The sequence below is a fragment of the Streptomyces sp. 2114.4 genome (assembly GCF_900187385.1).
In the GTDB taxonomy this organism is placed as follows: Bacteria; Actinomycetota; Actinomycetes; order Streptomycetales; family Streptomycetaceae; genus Streptomyces; species Streptomyces mooreae.
The window spans coordinates 7,965,021-7,982,164 of record NZ_FYEY01000001.1 but is presented as its reverse complement, the minus strand read 5'-3'; the positions used below and the strand labels follow the sequence as shown (position 1 = coordinate 7,982,164).

Here is a 17,144-nt window from a genome sequence, read left to right as displayed (position 1 = left end):
GTCATGGCCACACCCACACCCCAGGGGGCGGGTGTGGCCATGACCGCCAGTACTCCCTCCACGCCGACGCCTACAGCCGTCCCGGGGGCCGGTTTGCTCAATTCCTGGGCATCCGTCGCAAAAGCGCCCGCGAAAGCCCTGACCAGCGCACATACGCACTGGGCCTTTGGGCGCTGAGGCCACCTACAACGAGCACGGCCTCTCTCAACGCAGAAGACACAATCCCGGCTCACACACCGCGACCGCCCCGCTCGAACCGCTCATTCGGCCTCTCAGCGAACCAGCAACACCAGGTCAACCACCACCCGCACAACAAGCCCCCTCCGAGCCTCACCCGGCGGCGAAGCGTGCGGCCAAGGGACAGGGCAAGGCGCAGCATGCCTTCCAACGCGGCCTCGCAGCCCTCGCCCAGTGGATGGAGCAGGAGGGCGGCCAGCCGCCGCACAAGGCAGTGGTGGCCCTGCCCGAGGGGACCGAGACCAAGGTCGGCGTCTGGTACGCCAACCAGAAGCAGCGCCGCTACAAGCTCACCGAAGAGCAGCTGGAGGCGCTGCGAGCACTGGGCGTGCAGTGGGCATGACGCCAACCGCCTACGCGTGGTGAAGCAGCCGTGCCATCGGCTCAGGCAGCCGTCCACGGGACGTCATGGCAGGTCCCGGGGACGGTCGGGCGGGTTCGTCCACAGGGCTGATCGGCTCAGGAGTGAGCTTCGCTGGGGCGGTACACAAGGGAGGGGTGTGGATGAGCAACATCAGCGTCTTCGAGTCTCGGCTGGCGGAGGTGGCGGGCGATGCACGGCGCTGCGTTCCGCAACGGTCCCGCCTCGTCCGCGTACGCGGCTCGGGCATTCACAGCACTGGCGGGGCGGACAACGGATCTGTTTCGGTTCAGGCGAAGTGCAGCAGTGATCACCGTATGTGGTGTGATCTTCCCGCATGAGTGACGGACGACGACAGCAGAGGTTGAGGCTGGCGAGCATCGGGCTGGGCATGACGGCAGTGGCCGTAGTAGTCCTGGGGACATGGCAGTGGCCGGGTTGGCCAGCCATCGCGAGCTGGTTAGGGACATGGTGGTGGACGCTGACGGCCATAGTGGCCTTGGCTGGCTGTGGGGTGTCCTGGGCATCGGCCCGGCGGTCGACAGCCAGCCCGGATATGACGCCGCCAGTGGAGTGGGACCAGCTCCCGGACGGGCCCGGCCTGATCGCCCGGGCAACGGAGCCGGCCACGTCCGCAGCAGAACCGACCGCGGCCGAAGCGCCCCGACAGCAAATGAACTGGTCGGCAATCAGCTCCGTGGTCACTACCTTCACCGCCCTGGCCGCGTTGGTATTCACCGCGCAGTCACTGTCCGCGACCGAACAGGGACAGTTCACCGACCGGTATACCAAGGCAATGGATCAGATCGGCACCCTCGGTGAGGAGCACCTGCAGACCCGACTCGGCGCGGTATACGCGCTGGAACGGCTCGCTCGCGACTCGCCGCCAGATCAGCCAACAATCGTGCAGGTGCTCTCCGCGTTCGTCCGCGCGAACCTGCCACAAGCCACGCCGCAAGCCATCCTGCTGCCCTCCGGGGCTCTTCCCCCGCCCCCCCCCCACGTCCGCGCCCGCGCCCGCGCCGTGCCCGTCGGTCGCTGTGGCCCCGCACTCGCTGACTTTGGATGTCCAGGCAGCGCTGACTGTTCTCGGTCGCCGGGATCGCAGCAAGGACAACGGCGCGGTTACTGACCTGCGCAACACCTGTCTCGCCAGCACCGACCTCAGTCATCTGAACCTCACGGCTGCAAACCTGAATGGCGCGAACCTCGTGGGCGCCAACCTCATGGGCGCGAACCTCGACCGAGCGCAGCACGACCAGCACACCATCACGAAGGGAGCCGTGACGACCGGCGCGCGACGGGCGTGTGGTGGTGAGCCAACTCGATCCAGCCGCGATAAGCATGGCCCGCGCTGACCTTCCGGAGATCGTGAGACGCCTCTACCGACATCTGACGACAGATCTGGAGACGCGGCTGCACAAACGCGCCCTCGTCGGCCCGCGGAGCTGGAGCGGCGCCAGCGAGACGGGAGGTGTCGGGTGCCCGCGCGGCGCAATGCCCGGCCGGCTGTGAAGGTCGGGGCGCATGTCCGCTTCCGCGGCGTGAAATGGCAGGTGGTCGCCCTGTCCGGTCGGCCCGGACGACGGTGGTGAGGCCGTGTTCGCCGGCTACCTGTTCGCCGATCCCTTTCGCGTCATTGGTGCCGCTGTGCCGCAGGCGGCCCCGCAGTGGGGGCTGTTCGAGACCACGCCCGCCGCGGCGCGCGAAAAGGCGCTGGTCTGGCAGCGGGCATGTGAGAGAAGTCGGATGATTGTGGCCTTGCCGACGGGCCCGGCAGCGAAGGAGCTGTAGGGGAACAGTACGACCCGAGCGGCACACACTGGCCGAGCTGGAACAGGCCAAGGCCGAGGACTGACCGCGCTCGGCTTCGGCCGCGTCTCGCGTACCACGGTGCAGCGCATGCGCCTGGCCTACCGCAAGCAGGGCCTATGGGGGACATTCCGGTGCAACCCGGCCGGATTCCCTCTCCTCGCGCACCTCTTTTCCCAGTACCTTTCCGGGGTGAAAACACTTCGGAAACTCGCCCTGTTCGCGACAGCCTGCCTGGCCGCCCCCTTCCTTACGTCGTCCCCGGCAGCCGCAGCCGACCGCGACTTCTGCGGGAAGACCGTCTCCGGCGCCATCCTCGACAAGTACATCGCGATGGATGACGTGTCCTCGCCGCTGAAATGCCCGGTGACGGACGAGATGACCACTCCCGACGGGCGCGGCCGGTACACCCACTTCCAGAACGGCTCGATCTACTGGTCGGCGGCGACCGGTGCCCACCCGGTATGGGGGGCGGTGCGCGACAAGTGGCAGGCGATGGGCTGGGAGACGTCCGCGCTCGGCTACCCGAAGTCGGACGAGCTGAAGAACGCGGACGGCAAGGGGGTGCGCCAGGAGTTCGAGGGCGGCACCGTGTACTGGTCGGCGGCGACCGGCGCCCACCCGGTATGGGGGAAGATCGGCGCGACGTGGGGCGAGTACGGCTGGGAGAACAGCGCGTTCGGCTACCCGGCGTCCGACGAGACGGACGGTACCGACTCGTATACGGATGCCAAGGGGGTCCACACGTACCGGCAGGTGACGCAAAAGTTCGCCTCGGGTGCGACGCTGTTCTGGATTCCGGGCGGCGCGTCGGAGGGCTGCGGCGGCGAGTGCACCGGCTACGAGGTGGAGGCACCGGGCAGCCTCGTCAAGCAGGTGCGAGTGAACCTGCCGACAGACTCGGACAAGTTCGTGCTGATGGTCTACCCGACGGATGCCGGGTTCCGGGCGGCATCGACAAGGCCGCCGACGGATGGCAGGAGGTGTGGACGAACACGCCGAATCCGCTGCGCCTGGACACGACCGACGAGGCGGAATCTCTGCGTAAGCAGTATGCGTGTCACGCCGCGTACGCACACCAGGAGTCCGACGGCGGCTGGAACACCGGCAACTCGTGGGACCTGGAGTCGGACCTGCCGAACGTGAGCTGGACGTACGCCACGCACGCCCTGTTTGTACCGCTCCACAAGTGCAACTGGACTTGATCACGGGCTGAACGAAAACGCCCGGACAGGTGCAGGGAGGTCTGGTCGACGCGTGAGGCGAACGGCACCCCTTCCGGCAGCCCGCTGGAGGGGGCCTTTCTGCGCCCCAGGCGCTTGCTTGTCGACCTCGGATCCGCGACCAGAGGCACATACCCGGTCGCCTTCGGCTGTCATACGTAGTGCTACCGCTCTCCGCGGCGCGGACACACACGCGATGCATCGCTCCAGGTACGCACCGATACGGATAGCGTCACATTCGGGAAAGTCGACTTCGAGTGGATGCGCCGCCTGGCTGGATCGAGCCGGTGTCCTACGGCCGGGTGCAGTTCGGCGCCTCCAAGGCCGGCGCCCCACATGTGCCCCGGTTCTCCGTCGGAGATATCGATGACCTGCCCCAGCAGCATCCCAACGGCCGCTGCACCAGCACCGCCGACTCGCCATTCTCCGGCGGGCCCTCAACGACGACTCCTTGCCTCTGCGTGCCCGGGTCACCGCACGCCCGTCCCTGATCGTCACCGGCCCCGCCGGCGCGGGCAAGACCACGGCGCTGCTCCAAGTCGGCCGCGCCTGCCACCTGGCCCACACCCGCCGCCAGGGCGATACGGCCGCGGCCGGGCAGGTCCCGGTCGCCTACGTGCTCGTGCCGCCCGCCGCCAGCGCGAAGACCCTGGCTCTCGAATTCGCCCGCTACCTCGGAATCCCCCTGACAGGCCGCATGTCGCAGGCCCAGATCGTCAACAGCGTCTGCCACACCTACACGCAGGCGGGTGTGCGGCTGGTGCTGATCGACGAGATCCACCGGCTCAACCCCCGCACCACCACCGGCGCCCAGAGCGCTGATCTGCTGAAAGACCTCACCGAACGCATCAGCGCGACGTTCGTGTACGCGGGCATCGACGTCACCGGGACCGCGCTGTTCTGCGGGGTGCGCGGGGCGCAGCTCGCCGCACGCGCCTCCCTCGTCGACTGCGATCCCTTGCCCGCCCGCGACGGTGAACGTGAGCCGTTCAAAGACCTGGTACAAGCCCTGGAGAACGCGCTCGACCTCCGCCACCACCGGCGAGGGAGCCTGGTGCGGCTGGTGCCATACCTGCACGCCCGCACCGCCGGACGGATCGGGTCGCTTGCGCGTCTGGTCAAGCAGGCGGCCATCACCGCGCTCATCGACGGCACGGAACGCATCACGAAGACCACCCTCGACGCCGTCCGCGTGGACCACCTATCCGAACAGCGCTACCGGCCCCGTGCCCGAACCAAGCCCGGCACCTGGTGAACCAGGCACTTCTCACGGCTGGCTGCGCAGCCGCGCCCGGTGCCCTGCGAGGCGGCGCACCCGCCGCCGGGGCATGGGCACAGATCCCGCTCCCGGCACCGGGCGTATTCCGCATCCGGCCGCTGGCTTTCGAAGCGACCGCCTCCTACCTACAGCGCCTCGCCGGTGCCTACGGGCTGACACTGCCCCAACTCCTCGACAGCGCTGGTATCACCGTCCACGGACACGGCACCCCGCCCGCGGCAGGACTCGACCTCTCCCCCACCGCCGCGCGCCGAGTCGCTGCCGTGGCCCGAGTCCGGCCGCACGCCCTCGCGCGTGCACTGCCGGGCCTGCTCCAGGACGGCACGACGGACGCCAGACCGGCCACCGCATACTGAGGGCCCGTCGAGCGCCGCCAGCAAGCTGTACGAGCGTGCACGACGTGCGTGCGACACCACAGCCGCGGCACGGCGGACACCGCCTGGATCCACCGGCCCTGGCCCCAGCTGGTGTGCCGGCGCCATCAGCAAGCCACCCCCGACCCACGACTCACGTCCACACTGCGCACCGGGACCGTTCCCGAACTCACCACGGCCCACCACCGCCACCAGCGGCTACAACGGCATCCACGGAGCGCGCATGCATGGCAGGCAGCACACGCGATCACCACCCGCTGGTACGACCACCAACAACACCTCACCGACCACTGGCACAGGCGCCTGCATCAACTCGCGAGAACCAACGCGCACATGGACCGCGCAGGAAACGCTTCAGCCGTACTCCTGGTCCTGGTCCGCGACCTCGTGATCTCCCCCGAAACCGTCACACTCGCCCGCACCTTGGCCACCCTTCCCCACCCACACCAGGCACCCGCGTCTATAACACCATCGCCGTGATCGGCCACAGGCTCGGCATGGTCCGGTTCTCCCCCGCCACCAGCGACCCACTAACCACCTACCTCGGATCACGCCCCTGACCAGGCCCCGAGCTCGACCACACCAGTTACCTCTCGACGCACCATTCCACCGACAACAAACCCAAGATCAATCCCACACACCCACGAAATCCCCGCTCAACACCCCGAACAACCAAACCGAACACCTCGGCCAGCCCCGATCCCCATCCCCTCCAACACGCCCCGACCCCAGCCCCGAATCCCAACCCACAAACAAAACACCAGGCCACAACAACACAACTACCGCACAACCACTGCTCCGTCACAGCCGATCTACCTTCACACTGGTCGAAAAACAGCAGCCGCTAGGTCACCCCATGACAGCCGACCGGGTCGCATCCACCTCCCGTGACCAGGCGCCCAACACCACCAGCGCGCCCACTCACAGTAGCCTCGGTGCCGGTCAGTCCTCCCTACGGATTCCTTCACCCGCCAATTCGTCAGGCCAGCGAGATGCCTCGGGCGGCGCGACGAAGCGGGCAAGCTCCTCGGCGCCGCCGCGCGGCAGATCGGCGGCCGCTGACCCCGGCAGTGTCGTGATCACGGTGCGCAGCCGCGCACCGAGGCCCGGCAGCAAGGACCAGGCGGAGGCTGGGGCATTGACGGCGGCGAGCAGCAAGTCTCCCTCGTAGAAATATGCATCCAGCAGCGGATCCTCAAGCAGCAAGCGCACTGCGAGTGGAAGGACGTACGGCAGGGCCACCTGCTGCGAGAGGAGTGTGCGCAGATCTGCCGGACCAAGTTCGCCTAGCGGAATGCGTCGCAACCTGTGCACCTCGCGCACCAAGCGGGTCGCGTCAGCGGCAGGAGGAGCCCAGCGGGGCGGGTCCAACTCGTCGAGTGTGCGGTCAAGGTGCAGCAGACGGTCCATGAGGTCATTCTCGAGGTCGTCGTAGCCGGGGCCGACACGCCCGGACACTACGCTGGCAGACTTTTCAGCTGACCTCTGGGCTTCCCGCCGAACGCGAGTGATCCGAGGAACCGGCTCTGCTCGTACGGTCAGGCCCAGTCTTCCGGTCCCGCGGGGCCGTAATCCTGGTCCTGTTCACCATCGCGCGCGGCGTACATATGCGGAGGTTTCCAGCCGGTAGGAAGCCCCTCGACGAACCGCAGTGGCTGGTCCGCGCTGCGGTATAGGACGGTTCGCCCTCCACAGCGCGAGCAGGCGGCGTACTTCCGGGGTGACAGTGACTCGGTCCCGGGTCTGGGCCCGTGCACCGGGCTCTTCAGCCGCTGATTCATCGCGCTCAGCCGCGGCCAGCCGGCGTCTCAGCTCAGCGACATTCCCTCCGACCTCGCCCAGCAGCGCCCCCACCTCGTCCGACACCGCATACCCCTGCCGAACCCCGGCCTCCACCTGCCCGGTCGCCTTCGCCTGCTCCAGCCAGCGCCACACCGTACGCTCGGAAACCCCACCGTCTCGGCGGCCGCACGCACATGCCGCGTGGCCAGCTCCCTGCCTGCTGCCGCTCCAGCAGACGACGCACCACCAATCCCCTGGGCAGCACAGGCCCACGGCCGACCCTTACCTCTTGATCCACCCCACGATCACACCGACCGGCCCACCTCACCGCATAAGAACTCTCGGACCTGAGACAACATCAGCTGCCATGCGATAAAGCCCCACGACAGCGATCCACCCATCAACCTCTCACCTCATGACAGCGGCCCACCACCCACAAACAACCACTGACCAGCCCAGGAACACCCCGCCCCAGCACACCACCACCGGCTCTCACCGCTACCGACACCAAACCAAGAGATCGCATCGAGTTCTTCTGCGGCACCCGCCACCGGCGACGGAGCATGGATGACATAGGCAGGCTGTGACGCACAGCATGCCCCTACACCACATAACGGAGGATCCTGGTGCGGAAGTGGATAGCACGATCTGTCGTAGCGGCCACGGCGCTGACTCTCGCAGGATGCGCCACCGGCATGTCAGCGCAAGACCGCAAAGACGCCAACCGCGCAGAAGAAGTGACGGAAAAGCGCATGAGGGGCGTTGCGGAGAACTTCGACAAAACCATCGACGGTTTAGCGCTCAAGGACCGCGCGGTGGAGAAGGGCTGCGAGGAGAAGACGCCGAACCTCGACCCGAAACCGGCGGATGCTCCTGAGGTCAACTGCGAGGTGAAGATCACTTCCACGTATTCGACGCGCCTGAGTCCGGCCGAGGTGGTATGCACTGCACGGAAACATCCCGAGGTGATCAAGTGGAGCCCCCCGAAGCACGGCGCATGCAGCGAGGCCGATCACGTGATCGGCGATACGCACTTCATCGAGAAATACCGCATGCACAATGTGAGCCTGAACTGGACTCCCAAGAAGCCTGGACTCTTCACCCTGGACCAGAGTGAAGACTACTTCTACTGCGAGAAGAGCGATGATGACAAGCAATACTGCCACGAAGGTGACTGGGCTCCCTCTTCGTGAAAAAGCACCGTGCCCCGGCCGTTGATCCGGCCGGGGCACGCTGTCAGGCTAACGACTCGAGGACGGCTGGTTCGCCGGAGTCCGCGACGTCGCCTGCTACCTGCTGCGCATCGCCGACACCACCGCCCACGCACAACGCGGGCGCGCCGCCTCCAGCGCCATGCTCCTCACCCACCTTCAGCAGCCGACCTCCCCTCCCCCTCAGGAGGCTCCCGTGGAGGAACGGGCCCCGGCTCCGGCGCTGGACGCGAAGGACGTCCTGACGGCGGCGGAACGGTTCCCGTGAGCCCTGGCCGCGCCCGGTGAGCGCCACTGGCCGGACGGTGAGTTCCTGGACGTCGCGCTGAGCACAGTGCGCACCGAGGAACGCGAGGGGTACATCGAGCGCCGGGAGGCGTTCGCCGCACAGCACCGCGCCCGCCTGCAAGAGCTGCTGCGGGAGTACGGGCCGGCAGCAGGCCCGCCTCGCACGGCCGGTACGCGCTGATCGGACAGCCTGAGACCCTGGTCGTCCTGGAGCGGATGGAGACCAACCCGTTCGGTCTGCGCGGCCTGTGGGAGAAGGAGCTGGAGCTCATCCTGCTGGACGACCTCGAGTTCGCGTGGGGGCCGCGCATCCGCCTCAGCCGGTGACAGACCAGCGACGTGCGCCGCGACGGGTTTCGGCAACCGGCGGGCTGCGAGGCAGACCGCCGCATCATGAACAAACGATGTGGTGCCCGGGCGTGGTTCGCATCGTCCCCCGACGTGCGTCCCGCCGCCCGGGCGTCATCGCTGACGGTGGTCAGGACAGCTTGAATCCGCCCCACACGTCGCTGGCGTTGAAGTGGTGCTTGTCGCCGGCGCGCATGGAGAAGTACTTCTTCTGGCCCTTGCGACAGACCTTCTCAGACAGGTCAGTGTCGCGGAGCTTGCCGCCCTTGTACCACTTCACAATCGCCTGGGCGCAGATCTTGTCCTTGGACAGCTTCTCGATCCATCCCTTCACGACGTGCCCGGTCACCTGGGTAAACGTCACTTTCGCCACCTTGCGGCCCTGAGCATCCTTGGTCATCGTGTGGCCCTGCTTCACCGGGGAGTCTGCCGGCACAGCGGCAGCGGTAGTGGCGGGCGCGGCGGGGCTGGCTGTGGCGGCTGGGGCCGTCATGCCGGCCAGGCTTCCGACGCTGAGGGCCACGGTGGCTGCGGTGAGGGCGAGCTTGCGCTTCATGTGATCCGTCCTTGGGTTGTCACGTGTGCCGGCGCCAGGTCGACGTCGACAGCACTGAGTTCACCGGCCATGGAGTTGTTTGGCAGGCCCTGTGAGCTGGACTAATCAATCCAGCCGCGCCCCGACCGACACAGCAGGCGGCATTGCCCCAGTGGCGGGCCGGTGACGTCTGCCGACACTTCCGGTACTCCACATCACCCGGGCCGCGACCTGGCCCGGCCGCAGCCTCAATCGCGTCCGGGCCGCAGAGGTGCACAATGCCCGCAGTAGTTGGCTCTAACAGGCTCACTGCCGCCGGCGCCTCCTGGCGCTGGCCGGCTGTCCGTTGGCGCTCCACCAGCCATGGATGTCCCCCAGACCGGACAGTCCGGCTCCGGCAGGCCGGGGTCCACAGTCGCCTTCGCCCCTTCGGACACCAGCTCCACCTTGATTCGGGCCTCACGCGTCTGACGCGGGCCTGGACAACGGCATGGGCCGACCGGGAGCTTCACCCGGACGCCGGCCCCCTCCTAGCAGCCACCGGGTTCAGGCGGTCCCCTGGCCCATGCAGAATTCCACCGCCCTTGGCGACCAGTTCCAGGCGGCCTCCGCTCACACCGCCGCAACGCTCGATTCCGTACTCGGGCCGGGCCGTAGTCGCTCGGCCTCGCTAACCGACCTGCCGGACTGGTTCAAGACCATCGTGGCCGCGCTCTACCAGAACCAGGAACGCGGACGCCTTCCGGTCTGTGCGCATCTGGCGAGCCCGGCTCCAGCGGTGGTGTTCAGCGAGCAGCCCGACAGGCTCCGCTGCGGGCGATGCGCGTTCGAGGACGGCGCACAGCGCCGGTGCTCTCAGTGCGATGCCCCAGCCGGCCCGACTGCCGCCAGAGACGTGGTGCGGCATGAGTCGCTGCTGTTCTCCATCCATCACTGCCCGTCGCGCTAGCAGCACCAGGCCTCTCGGCCTCCTGACGAAGCCCGGCCGACTGGCCAACGCGCGCGCCGGACCGGTCGTCATCGATGCCGACACCCGAGCGGTCGTGATAGTCGGCCGCCCGTGCCTGGCAACCGCCACGACTGCCGAGGCTGGGAGGAATCCGGCGCCAAGGAGGCCGTCGGCCACACCGCAACCGTCGCCGACGGCGGCTACCTGGGCACCGGACTCGTCATTCCGCACCGCCGGACCAAGGGCAACGAACTCCCGACCTGGAAGGAGGAACACAACCGGTCGCACAAGCGAGTTCGCGCCCGCGTCGAGCACACCTTGGCCCGCATGAAGGGCTGGAAGATCCTTCGCGACTGCCGCCTGAAAGGCGATGGCATCCATTACGTCATGCTCGGCATCGCCCGCCTGCACAACCTCGTCCTCATCGGATGAATGAGTCCTGTCTGCCCGCCCCTCCACTCTCAAGATCACTTACGGGACAACCTTTAGCCGGGGTGGCGCTGACCGGCTGGTTTCAGCGGCGCGGGCACCGGGCCGAGCACGCCGCCGACGCCGCGGGGTATCGCCGCGTGACGGTGGACAGCGTGACCGAGCTGGTGCCGGGACAAGTCAGGGACAGGGCCTTTCTTGCGGTAGCGCGTGAAGCAATTCTCCCCAATGGTTCGCTTTGCTCTGCTGGCAGACGCGGGTGGCGATGTGGTCGGCGTTGAGGTCCCATAGTCGGATGCTGGGGCCGCCCAAGCTGATGAGGGTGCGGCTGTCGGGGGTGAACTCCAGTGCCGGGAGAAAGGAATCCGGGTCGTCCAGGAGTGGTGCACGGTAGCTGGTGAGGGTGGCGGTGGTGCGGTGGGTGGCCGGATCCCACAGGCGGATGGTGCGGCCCGGCCCGCCTGTGGCCAGTGTGTTGCCGTCTGGGCTGAAGCGGACGGAGGTGATCCTTCCGCTGTTGTCGGTGAGGGTTGTCCGTGTGTGGTGGCTGGCGACATTCCACAGGCGGATGGTGCGGTCGTCGCCGGCTGAGGCGAGGGTTTTACCGTCCGGACTGAAATCGAGGGCGAAGAGGGTGTTGGTGTGGCCGGTGAGGATGGCTTTTCGTCGGCCGGTGGTGACGTCCCACAGTTGGATGGTGCGGTCGTCGCCGGCTGAGGCCAGGGTTTTACCGTCCGGACTGAATGCGATCGCTTGGACCGAATCAGGATGCCCGGTGAGCACGGAGATCGTGTGTCGGGTGGCCAAGTTCCACAGGCGAACGGTGTGGTCGTATCCGGCTGCGGCCAGGGTGTGGCCGTCCGGGGAGATTTCGAGGCCGGTGACGGTGGTGTTATGGCTGTCAAGCGTGGCCAGGAGCCGGCCGGTGGGATAGCTCCACAGCATCGTCTTGGAGCTGGTGGCTGTGGCGAGGACTCGGCCGTCAGGGGTGAAGGCTTCGGCTTGCACGTAATCGGGTGTGCGGAAGTCGCTGATATAGCGCTGGCGGGCGGTATCCCAGGAGGTGATCTTTCCGTAGCCGGCTGCTGCTACGACGTTGCTGTCGGGGCGCAATGCGATGGCGAAGAAGTTTCGCTGGGCAGAGAAGAAGCCGGAGGAGGAAACCTCATGTGTACGCAGGTCCCACAGACCTGCGTGACGCGAGGTGGCGACGACTGCGACAGTGCGGCCGTCCGGCCGCCATGCCACCGCACGGGCCGGAGTCTCGCCCAGGGTTGCGGTCTTGTGTCCGGTTCTCGTGTCCCACACCGAAATTCCGCCCACTCCCACTGGGCTGGCTGTGACTAGGTGCCTGCTATCGGGAGCGAAGGCAAGTGCTGGTGCAGCACTGTCGTACACGGACAGGGTCTTCTTCAGTCTGTTGCCGGAGGCTGTCCACAGTTTGGCGCTTCCGTCGTTGCCGGCAGTGGCGAGGGTGTGTCCGTCAGGGCTGAACACCACGGTGTCCACGGCGTCGGTATGCCCCGTCACAGTGGCGGTCCACCGGTGGGTTTTGACGTTCCAGAGCCTGGTCCTACCGTCGTCCCCGCCCATCGCGAGGGTGTGTCCGTCAGGGCTGAAGGCCACTGCGTTGATCGCCCCGCTGAGCCCGGTGATCGTATGCTCCGGCTTATGTGAGGACGTGTTCCACAGGCGGACTGTTCGGTCGGCACCAGCTGTGGCGAGGGTATGGCCGTCGCGGCTGAACGCCACACCGTTGACCGCTCCCTTATGGCCGGTGAGGACAGCTTTGGCGCGATGCGTGGTGAGGCCCCAAAGACGTACCGTGCTGTCGTCGGCGGCAGTAGCCAGGGTACGACTGTCAGGTGCAATGGCTATCGCATTGACGCCGGCGACGTGACCCACAAGGGTCGCAAGCAGACGATGGCCGGCGGAATCCCAGAGTTTGACGGTGTGGTCGTCGCTGGCGGTGACCAGAGTGCGGCCGTCGGGGGCGAAGGCCAGAGTGGTCAGGTCACGGGTGTGGCCGCCGAGGCGGTTGGCGCGGTACTCGGCGTACGAACTGATCAGCGCGGAGCGGGCCTCGACGGTGTGAGCGTGATGGTAGCCCGCCAGCGCTGTCAGCAGCGCCGCCTCCGGCTGGTCAGTTGCCGCATCCGCTGCCTGGCCCGCCAGTTCACGGGATCGTGCCGACTGACGAAGCTCGTTGGACGTGACGGCCCGTTGCACGGCAACGGTGCCTGCAACGAGGGCAAGAACGCATAACACGGCCACGGCTGCGGCGACTCGGCGAGAGCGGCGTGCCGCGCGTGCTGCGTGTGCGCGTTCCGTCTCCCGGGCGGCGAGACCCGCGTCGAGGAATGCGGATTCGAGTGCATTGAGTGCGTTGCGGTCCTCGCCGGTGAAGGTCTCTTCTGCCCAGGTGAGTCGACTGCCGCGGTAAAGGGTTGTGGGGTCGCGATCGAGTTCCTGCCAGCCGGCGGCGTCGCGGGTGAGCTGGCGGTGCAGGCGGATGCGGTCGCGCTCGTCGTTGATCCAGCTGTGGAGCCGAGGCCAGGCGGTGATCAGTGCTTCGTGTGTGAGGCGGACGTGGCCGTCGTCGAGGGTGAGCAGCCGGCTGTGGGCAAGGCGGTTGAGAACCGCATCGGTCTCGGTTTGCGCTTCTTCGGTGCAGGGGTCGGTGGTAGCGAATTCGGTGCGGGCGGTGGGACGGTGGGTGTCCTGGGTGCCGTTTCCCGGCGCGATGAGGCGCAGCAGGATGTGGCGGGCGAGGGCGGCCTGGTCTGGGGTGAGCTGTTGGTAGGTGTCTTCGGCAGTGCGGGCGATGGAGCCGTGCAGTCCGCCGGCGCCTTCATATGCCTGGGGGGTCAGCGTTCGTCCTCGGCGGCGGCGCCAGGTTTCCATCAGTGCATGGGACATCAGCGGCAGGGCGCCGGGTTCGTCTCCGACGTCCTCGATGATGCGGGCGGTCAGGTCCCGTTCGACGATCAGCCCACGGGCCACGGCCGGCCTCACGATGGCCGCGCGTAGCTGATCCTTGTCCATGGGGCCGACCAGCACCACGGTGTCCTTGAGCGCAGCCGCCAGGTTCCGGTGGGCGGCACAGTGGCCGAAGAAGTCGGCCCGTACAGCTAAGACCACGCGCAGTCGGCTGCTCTCGTCGCGCGCGGCCAGCAGTCGCTCCAGGAATGCCTCGCGTTCCGCATCGTCGCTGCAGACGGTGAACAGCTCTTCGAACTGGTCCACCAGCAGCCAGGTTTCCCCGGGCCCGGCGGCAGGTTCCAGACGTTGGCCGTGCGCCATGGGATGTGCGCCGGGGGTGAGGATGCGCACAGCAGCCGGGGCCTGGCGGGCGGCACTGTCGGTGTGGCGCAGGCCGGGGACGAGCCCGGCGCGCAGCAGTGAGGACTTACCGCTGCCGGAGGCCCCCACCAACGCGGTGACGCGGTGCCGGCAGGCGGTGCCGGCCAGTTGCGCCGTCATCGCGTCGCGGCCGAAGAACAGGTCCGCGTCCCCGGGTTCGAAGCGGGACAGCCCCCGGTAGGGCGGATCGGTGTCGTCCTCCGGCGAGCGGGGCTGCTGTGATACCGCCTTGTCGGTCCCTGTCCAGCGGCGTCGCCACTCCTCCTCGTCACCGCCGCAGGCCAGACACAGCCGCACCTTTACCGGGGCCAGGGCCAGCGTGCCGGTGGCCAGCATCTCCTGGCAGACCTGCAGGGCCAGGGCGGCCACCTGCGGTGCGGTGTCGGTCAGGACGCCGGCGGCCGGGGCCGGGCCGGGCGCGTACTTCGCTGTGAGCTCGCGCCGTTCCCACTGACCGCGGGACAGCGCCCGGGTGGCAGCGGCGGTGCGGTGGCGGATGTCGCCGTCGAGGGTGACGGTATTCCACAGGTGCGGTGTCGCCGGTACGCCCATCAGCTGGTTGAGGGCCTCGGCCAGACGAATCCCTGCGGCCTTGCCCGGCCGGTCGGCGAAGGTGAAGGGGCCGTTTTGCACAGGACCGTTGAAGAAGAGCGTCATCGGCGCGCCCTCAGCAGTCCGGCTCGGCGCCGCCGGCTGCCTCGAACCGCCCGCCGCGCAGCCGGTAGAGCAGCACCGCCCCGTTCGGGGTCTTGCGGCGGCGGGCCTCGTCGACCAGGTCGGTGACCGGCCGCCCCTCCAGGAGGGTGCGCAGCGCCAGGATCGCGGTGTGGTGCGTGATGGCCACCACCGCGGCCGCGGTGCTCGCGAGCACGGGCAGCGCGGTGATGAAGGTGTTCGCCCGGTGCAGCACGCCCCCGGCCAGCGATTCGCCGCCCTCGCCCGGCGGCACCCACAGGTGCTTGCGCAGACGGCGGTCGTCGACGCCCTCGGGGTAGGTGGCGAACAGCTCCCGCTTGGTCATGTAGGTGGCGTCGCCATAGTGCTGTTCGTTCAGCACGGCGGTCGCCTCGCTCGGCAGGCCGGGCAGGGCCAGGGCCGCGGTGTCCTGGGAGCGCCGGTACTGCGAGGTGCGTACGACCGGATCGGGGCCTAGGAGGTCGGGCAGTGTGCGGCGCAGCCACAGGCACTGTTCGAAGCCGCGTGGGGTGAGGCCGACGAGGTCGCGAGATAAGGCGTGGGCAGCTGTTGCGGTCCAGGGGCGGGGGTCGAGGTAGAAGTTGGGTTTGGTGGCGTTCTCCGTCGATTCGGCATGGCGGATCACGGCCAGGGTCAGCTCGGTGCGCGGTGCCATACGGGCTCCTTCGATGCCCGTCGCGAGAGCGCGGCGGGGCGTAGGGCGTATCTGGCAGCACGGGAGGGCTCCGGCCATCGCGCTGCGGGGCCGGTCCACTGGGGTGCTGAGTGGGACGTCCTCAGCATGCCGACCCCCACCACGGAGGCGCAACCTTGCGCCTCAAGGTTGCGCCTATCGAGTCAACATTGGCATATGACACGCCAGTTGAGGTCTGTAGAGTCACCGGCGAAGAGGAGGAGGAATCCGGATGTCAGAGGCCCAGCCGAACATGATGCGCCGACGCCTGGGCGGCGCCCTCAAGACCCTGCGGCAACGCACCGGCATGAACCTCGACGATGCCGCCGCACGGATCGGCCTTCCCAGCGGAAGCACCCTCAGCAAGGTCGAGAACGCCAAACGGCTCGTGTCCACAACCGCCCTGGACGCGTACTTCACCGCCTACGGCGTCGGCGCAAACGACGCCCGCCGCGACGAGATCCGCAAGCTGGCCACGCTCGCAGGTTCCACCCGTCGCGCCAACCTCCTGCGCCAGTACGGCGACGCGGTACCCGATCCCTTCGCCGACTACCTCGAACTCGAAGACCTCGCCGCCCAGGCCGACATCTACGCCTCCCAGGTCATCCCCGGCATCCTCCAGACCCACGACTACGCCCAAGCCGTCATCGACGGCAGCCGCCGCTGGAGAACCGAACGAGAGGCCAAGACCTTCGCCGAACTGCGCATGCAACGCGCGGCCGTACTGACCCGGCCAACCCCGCTGCCCGTCTGGTGCGTACTTGATGAAGCCGCGCTGCGCCGGGCGATGGGCGGGCCGCCGGTGCTGGCCGAACAGCTGGGTCACCTCCTGACCCTCCAAGAAACACTCCCCCACCTACAGCTCCAGGTGCTCCCCTTCGCCGCCGGAGCGCACCCTGCGATGGACGGAACCCACACGATCTTCCGGTTCGACGCCGGCGGCCCCGTCGTCGTGGTGGAGCCCATGACCAAGTCCCTCTACCTCGAAGAGGACGCCGACGTCGGCCAGTACGACGTCAACTTCAACCACCTGCGCAGCCAGGCCCTGGACACCAAGCGCTCCCGCACCTTCATCCGCGATGTGATCAAGGAGATCCGTTGAACACTCCGAACCCCCAGCCCGAGCCCGCCTGGCGCAAGAGCAGCTACAGCAGCGGAGGCGGCAACTGCGTGGAGGTCATGGTCTTCGATGCGGACACCGTCGCCGTACGCGACTCGAAGACCCCCGCCCAGGCCCCGTTGCACTTCTCCAGCACGACGTTCACCACTTTCCTCCAGGTGTTGAACAGCCACACGGTCCTCGATTCCTAGCACCTCAGAGCACCGCGACACCGCACCTGAGCTCCAGCAGTTCTACAGCCCACGCCCAAGCGTGACCGCCGTAGCCGGTTGTTCGTTGGACTGGTGCGTCCATCACATCCGTCCCCCGCGGATGGGCTGAAGGGCATGAGCCGGCCGGCTCATGCCCTTCACTTCTCTCCGCTCCGCGCTCACTGGTGCCGTGACCGCACCCAGCACGGCCAGTTGTGCCGAGCATGAGTGACATCGATGACAGGCTCCTGGCCCTGGTCGACAGCGTAGTCG

14 protein-coding genes and 2 pseudogenes are annotated in these 17,144 nt (G+C 67.8%); 12 read left to right on the top strand and 4 right to left on the bottom strand.

The genetic code is table 11. From position 1 onward, the window contains the following. Nucleotides 1-313 precede the first annotated feature (313 nt). From CFW40_RS39100 to CFW40_RS35230, 6 genes and pseudogenes are all read left to right on the top strand, one after another. A pseudogene (locus tag CFW40_RS39100) lies at nucleotides 314-580 on the top strand (helicase associated domain-containing protein); the annotation flags it as partial. A 1,079-nt stretch (nucleotides 581-1,659) separates the two neighbouring features. Further along, the gene (locus tag CFW40_RS37615) at nucleotides 1,660-1,956 is read left to right on the top strand and encodes a pentapeptide repeat-containing protein (RefSeq protein ID WP_218828945.1); all 297 of its coding nucleotides are present in this window, start codon (nucleotides 1,660-1,662) and stop codon (nucleotides 1,954-1,956) included. Between the two features lie 241 nt (nucleotides 1,957-2,197). After that, nucleotides 2,198-2,392, top strand: coding sequence for a hypothetical protein (locus CFW40_RS38615; protein ID WP_256992065.1), 195 nt, complete (start codon nucleotides 2,198-2,200; stop codon nucleotides 2,390-2,392). Nucleotides 2,393-2,500: 108 nt separating this feature from the next. Beyond that, nucleotides 2,501-3,556: an LGFP repeat-containing protein gene (locus CFW40_RS38610; protein ID WP_256992064.1), complete on the top strand. Its 1,056-nt coding sequence runs from the start codon at nucleotides 2,501-2,503 to the stop codon at nucleotides 3,554-3,556. Nucleotides 3,557-4,084: 528 nt separating this feature from the next. Beyond that, the gene (locus tag CFW40_RS35235; RefSeq protein WP_256331100.1) at nucleotides 4,085-4,888 is read left to right on the top strand and encodes an AAA family ATPase; all 804 of its coding nucleotides are present in this window, start codon (nucleotides 4,085-4,087) and stop codon (nucleotides 4,886-4,888) included. Continuing rightward, nucleotides 4,885-5,268, top strand: a complete 384-nt coding sequence (locus tag CFW40_RS35230; protein ID WP_088795797.1) for a hypothetical protein — start codon at nucleotides 4,885-4,887, stop codon at nucleotides 5,266-5,268. Before CFW40_RS35235 ends, CFW40_RS35230 begins: the two co-directional genes overlap by 4 nt. A 960-nt stretch (nucleotides 5,269-6,228) precedes the next feature. Here the strand turns inward: CFW40_RS35230 and CFW40_RS35225 are convergent. Continuing rightward, nucleotides 6,229-6,696, bottom strand: a complete 468-nt coding sequence (locus CFW40_RS35225) for a contact-dependent growth inhibition system immunity protein (protein ID WP_088795798.1) — start codon at nucleotides 6,694-6,696, stop codon at nucleotides 6,229-6,231. A gap of 1,067 nt (nucleotides 6,697-7,763) precedes the next feature. Between CFW40_RS35225 and CFW40_RS35215 the strand changes: the two genes are divergently transcribed. Both CFW40_RS35215 and CFW40_RS38605 read left to right on the top strand, forming a co-directional pair. After that, entirely contained in the window at nucleotides 7,764-8,261 is a 498-nt protein-coding gene (locus tag CFW40_RS35215) for a hypothetical protein (protein WP_143034499.1), read from the top strand. 352 nt (nucleotides 8,262-8,613) lie between these two features. Then, complete coding sequence (locus CFW40_RS38605; protein ID WP_256331101.1) at nucleotides 8,614-8,748, top strand: hypothetical protein; 135 nt, start codon at nucleotides 8,614-8,616, stop codon at nucleotides 8,746-8,748. A gap of 297 nt (nucleotides 8,749-9,045) precedes the next feature. Here the strand turns inward: CFW40_RS38605 and CFW40_RS35205 are convergent, their stop codons facing one another. Continuing rightward, nucleotides 9,046-9,471, bottom strand: a complete 426-nt coding sequence (locus CFW40_RS35205) for a hypothetical protein (protein WP_088795801.1) — start codon at nucleotides 9,469-9,471, stop codon at nucleotides 9,046-9,048. Nucleotides 9,472-10,015: 544 nt separating this feature from the next. On the opposite strand from CFW40_RS35205, the gene CFW40_RS37465 reads away from it, so the two are divergent. Together CFW40_RS37465 and CFW40_RS35200 are read left to right on the top strand one after the other, a co-directional pair. Continuing rightward, on the top strand, nucleotides 10,016-10,399 hold the full coding sequence (locus CFW40_RS37465) for a hypothetical protein (RefSeq protein WP_143680869.1): 384 nt from the start codon (nucleotides 10,016-10,018) through the stop codon (nucleotides 10,397-10,399). A 64-nt stretch (nucleotides 10,400-10,463) separates the two neighbouring features. Then, nucleotides 10,464-10,831 (top strand): annotated as a pseudogene (locus CFW40_RS35200) (transposase family protein); the annotation flags it as partial. 177 nt (nucleotides 10,832-11,008) lie between these two features. On the opposite strand, the gene CFW40_RS35195 reads toward CFW40_RS35200, so the two are convergent. Next, nucleotides 11,009-14,560: a PD40 domain-containing protein gene (locus CFW40_RS35195; RefSeq protein ID WP_176956273.1), complete on the bottom strand. Its 3,552-nt coding sequence runs from the start codon at nucleotides 14,558-14,560 to the stop codon at nucleotides 11,009-11,011. 298 nt (nucleotides 14,561-14,858) lie between these two features. Then, complete coding sequence (locus CFW40_RS35190) at nucleotides 14,859-15,542, bottom strand: histidine phosphatase family protein (protein WP_176956274.1); 684 nt, start codon at nucleotides 15,540-15,542, stop codon at nucleotides 14,859-14,861. 250 nt (nucleotides 15,543-15,792) lie between these two features. Here CFW40_RS35190 and CFW40_RS35185 point away from each other — a divergent pair, with 250 nt between their 5' ends. Together CFW40_RS35185 and CFW40_RS35180 are read left to right on the top strand one after the other, a co-directional pair. Next, the gene (locus CFW40_RS35185) at nucleotides 15,793-16,662 is read left to right on the top strand and encodes a helix-turn-helix transcriptional regulator (RefSeq protein WP_088801799.1); all 870 of its coding nucleotides are present in this window, start codon (nucleotides 15,793-15,795) and stop codon (nucleotides 16,660-16,662) included. Continuing rightward, nucleotides 16,659-16,871 carry a DUF397 domain-containing protein gene (locus tag CFW40_RS35180; RefSeq protein ID WP_088801798.1) on the top strand — a complete coding sequence of 71 codons (213 nt, stop codon included), beginning with the start codon at nucleotides 16,659-16,661 and terminating at the stop codon, nucleotides 16,869-16,871. Before CFW40_RS35185 ends, CFW40_RS35180 begins: the two co-directional genes overlap by 4 nt. The last annotated feature ends 273 nt before the right edge of the window (nucleotides 16,872-17,144 follow it).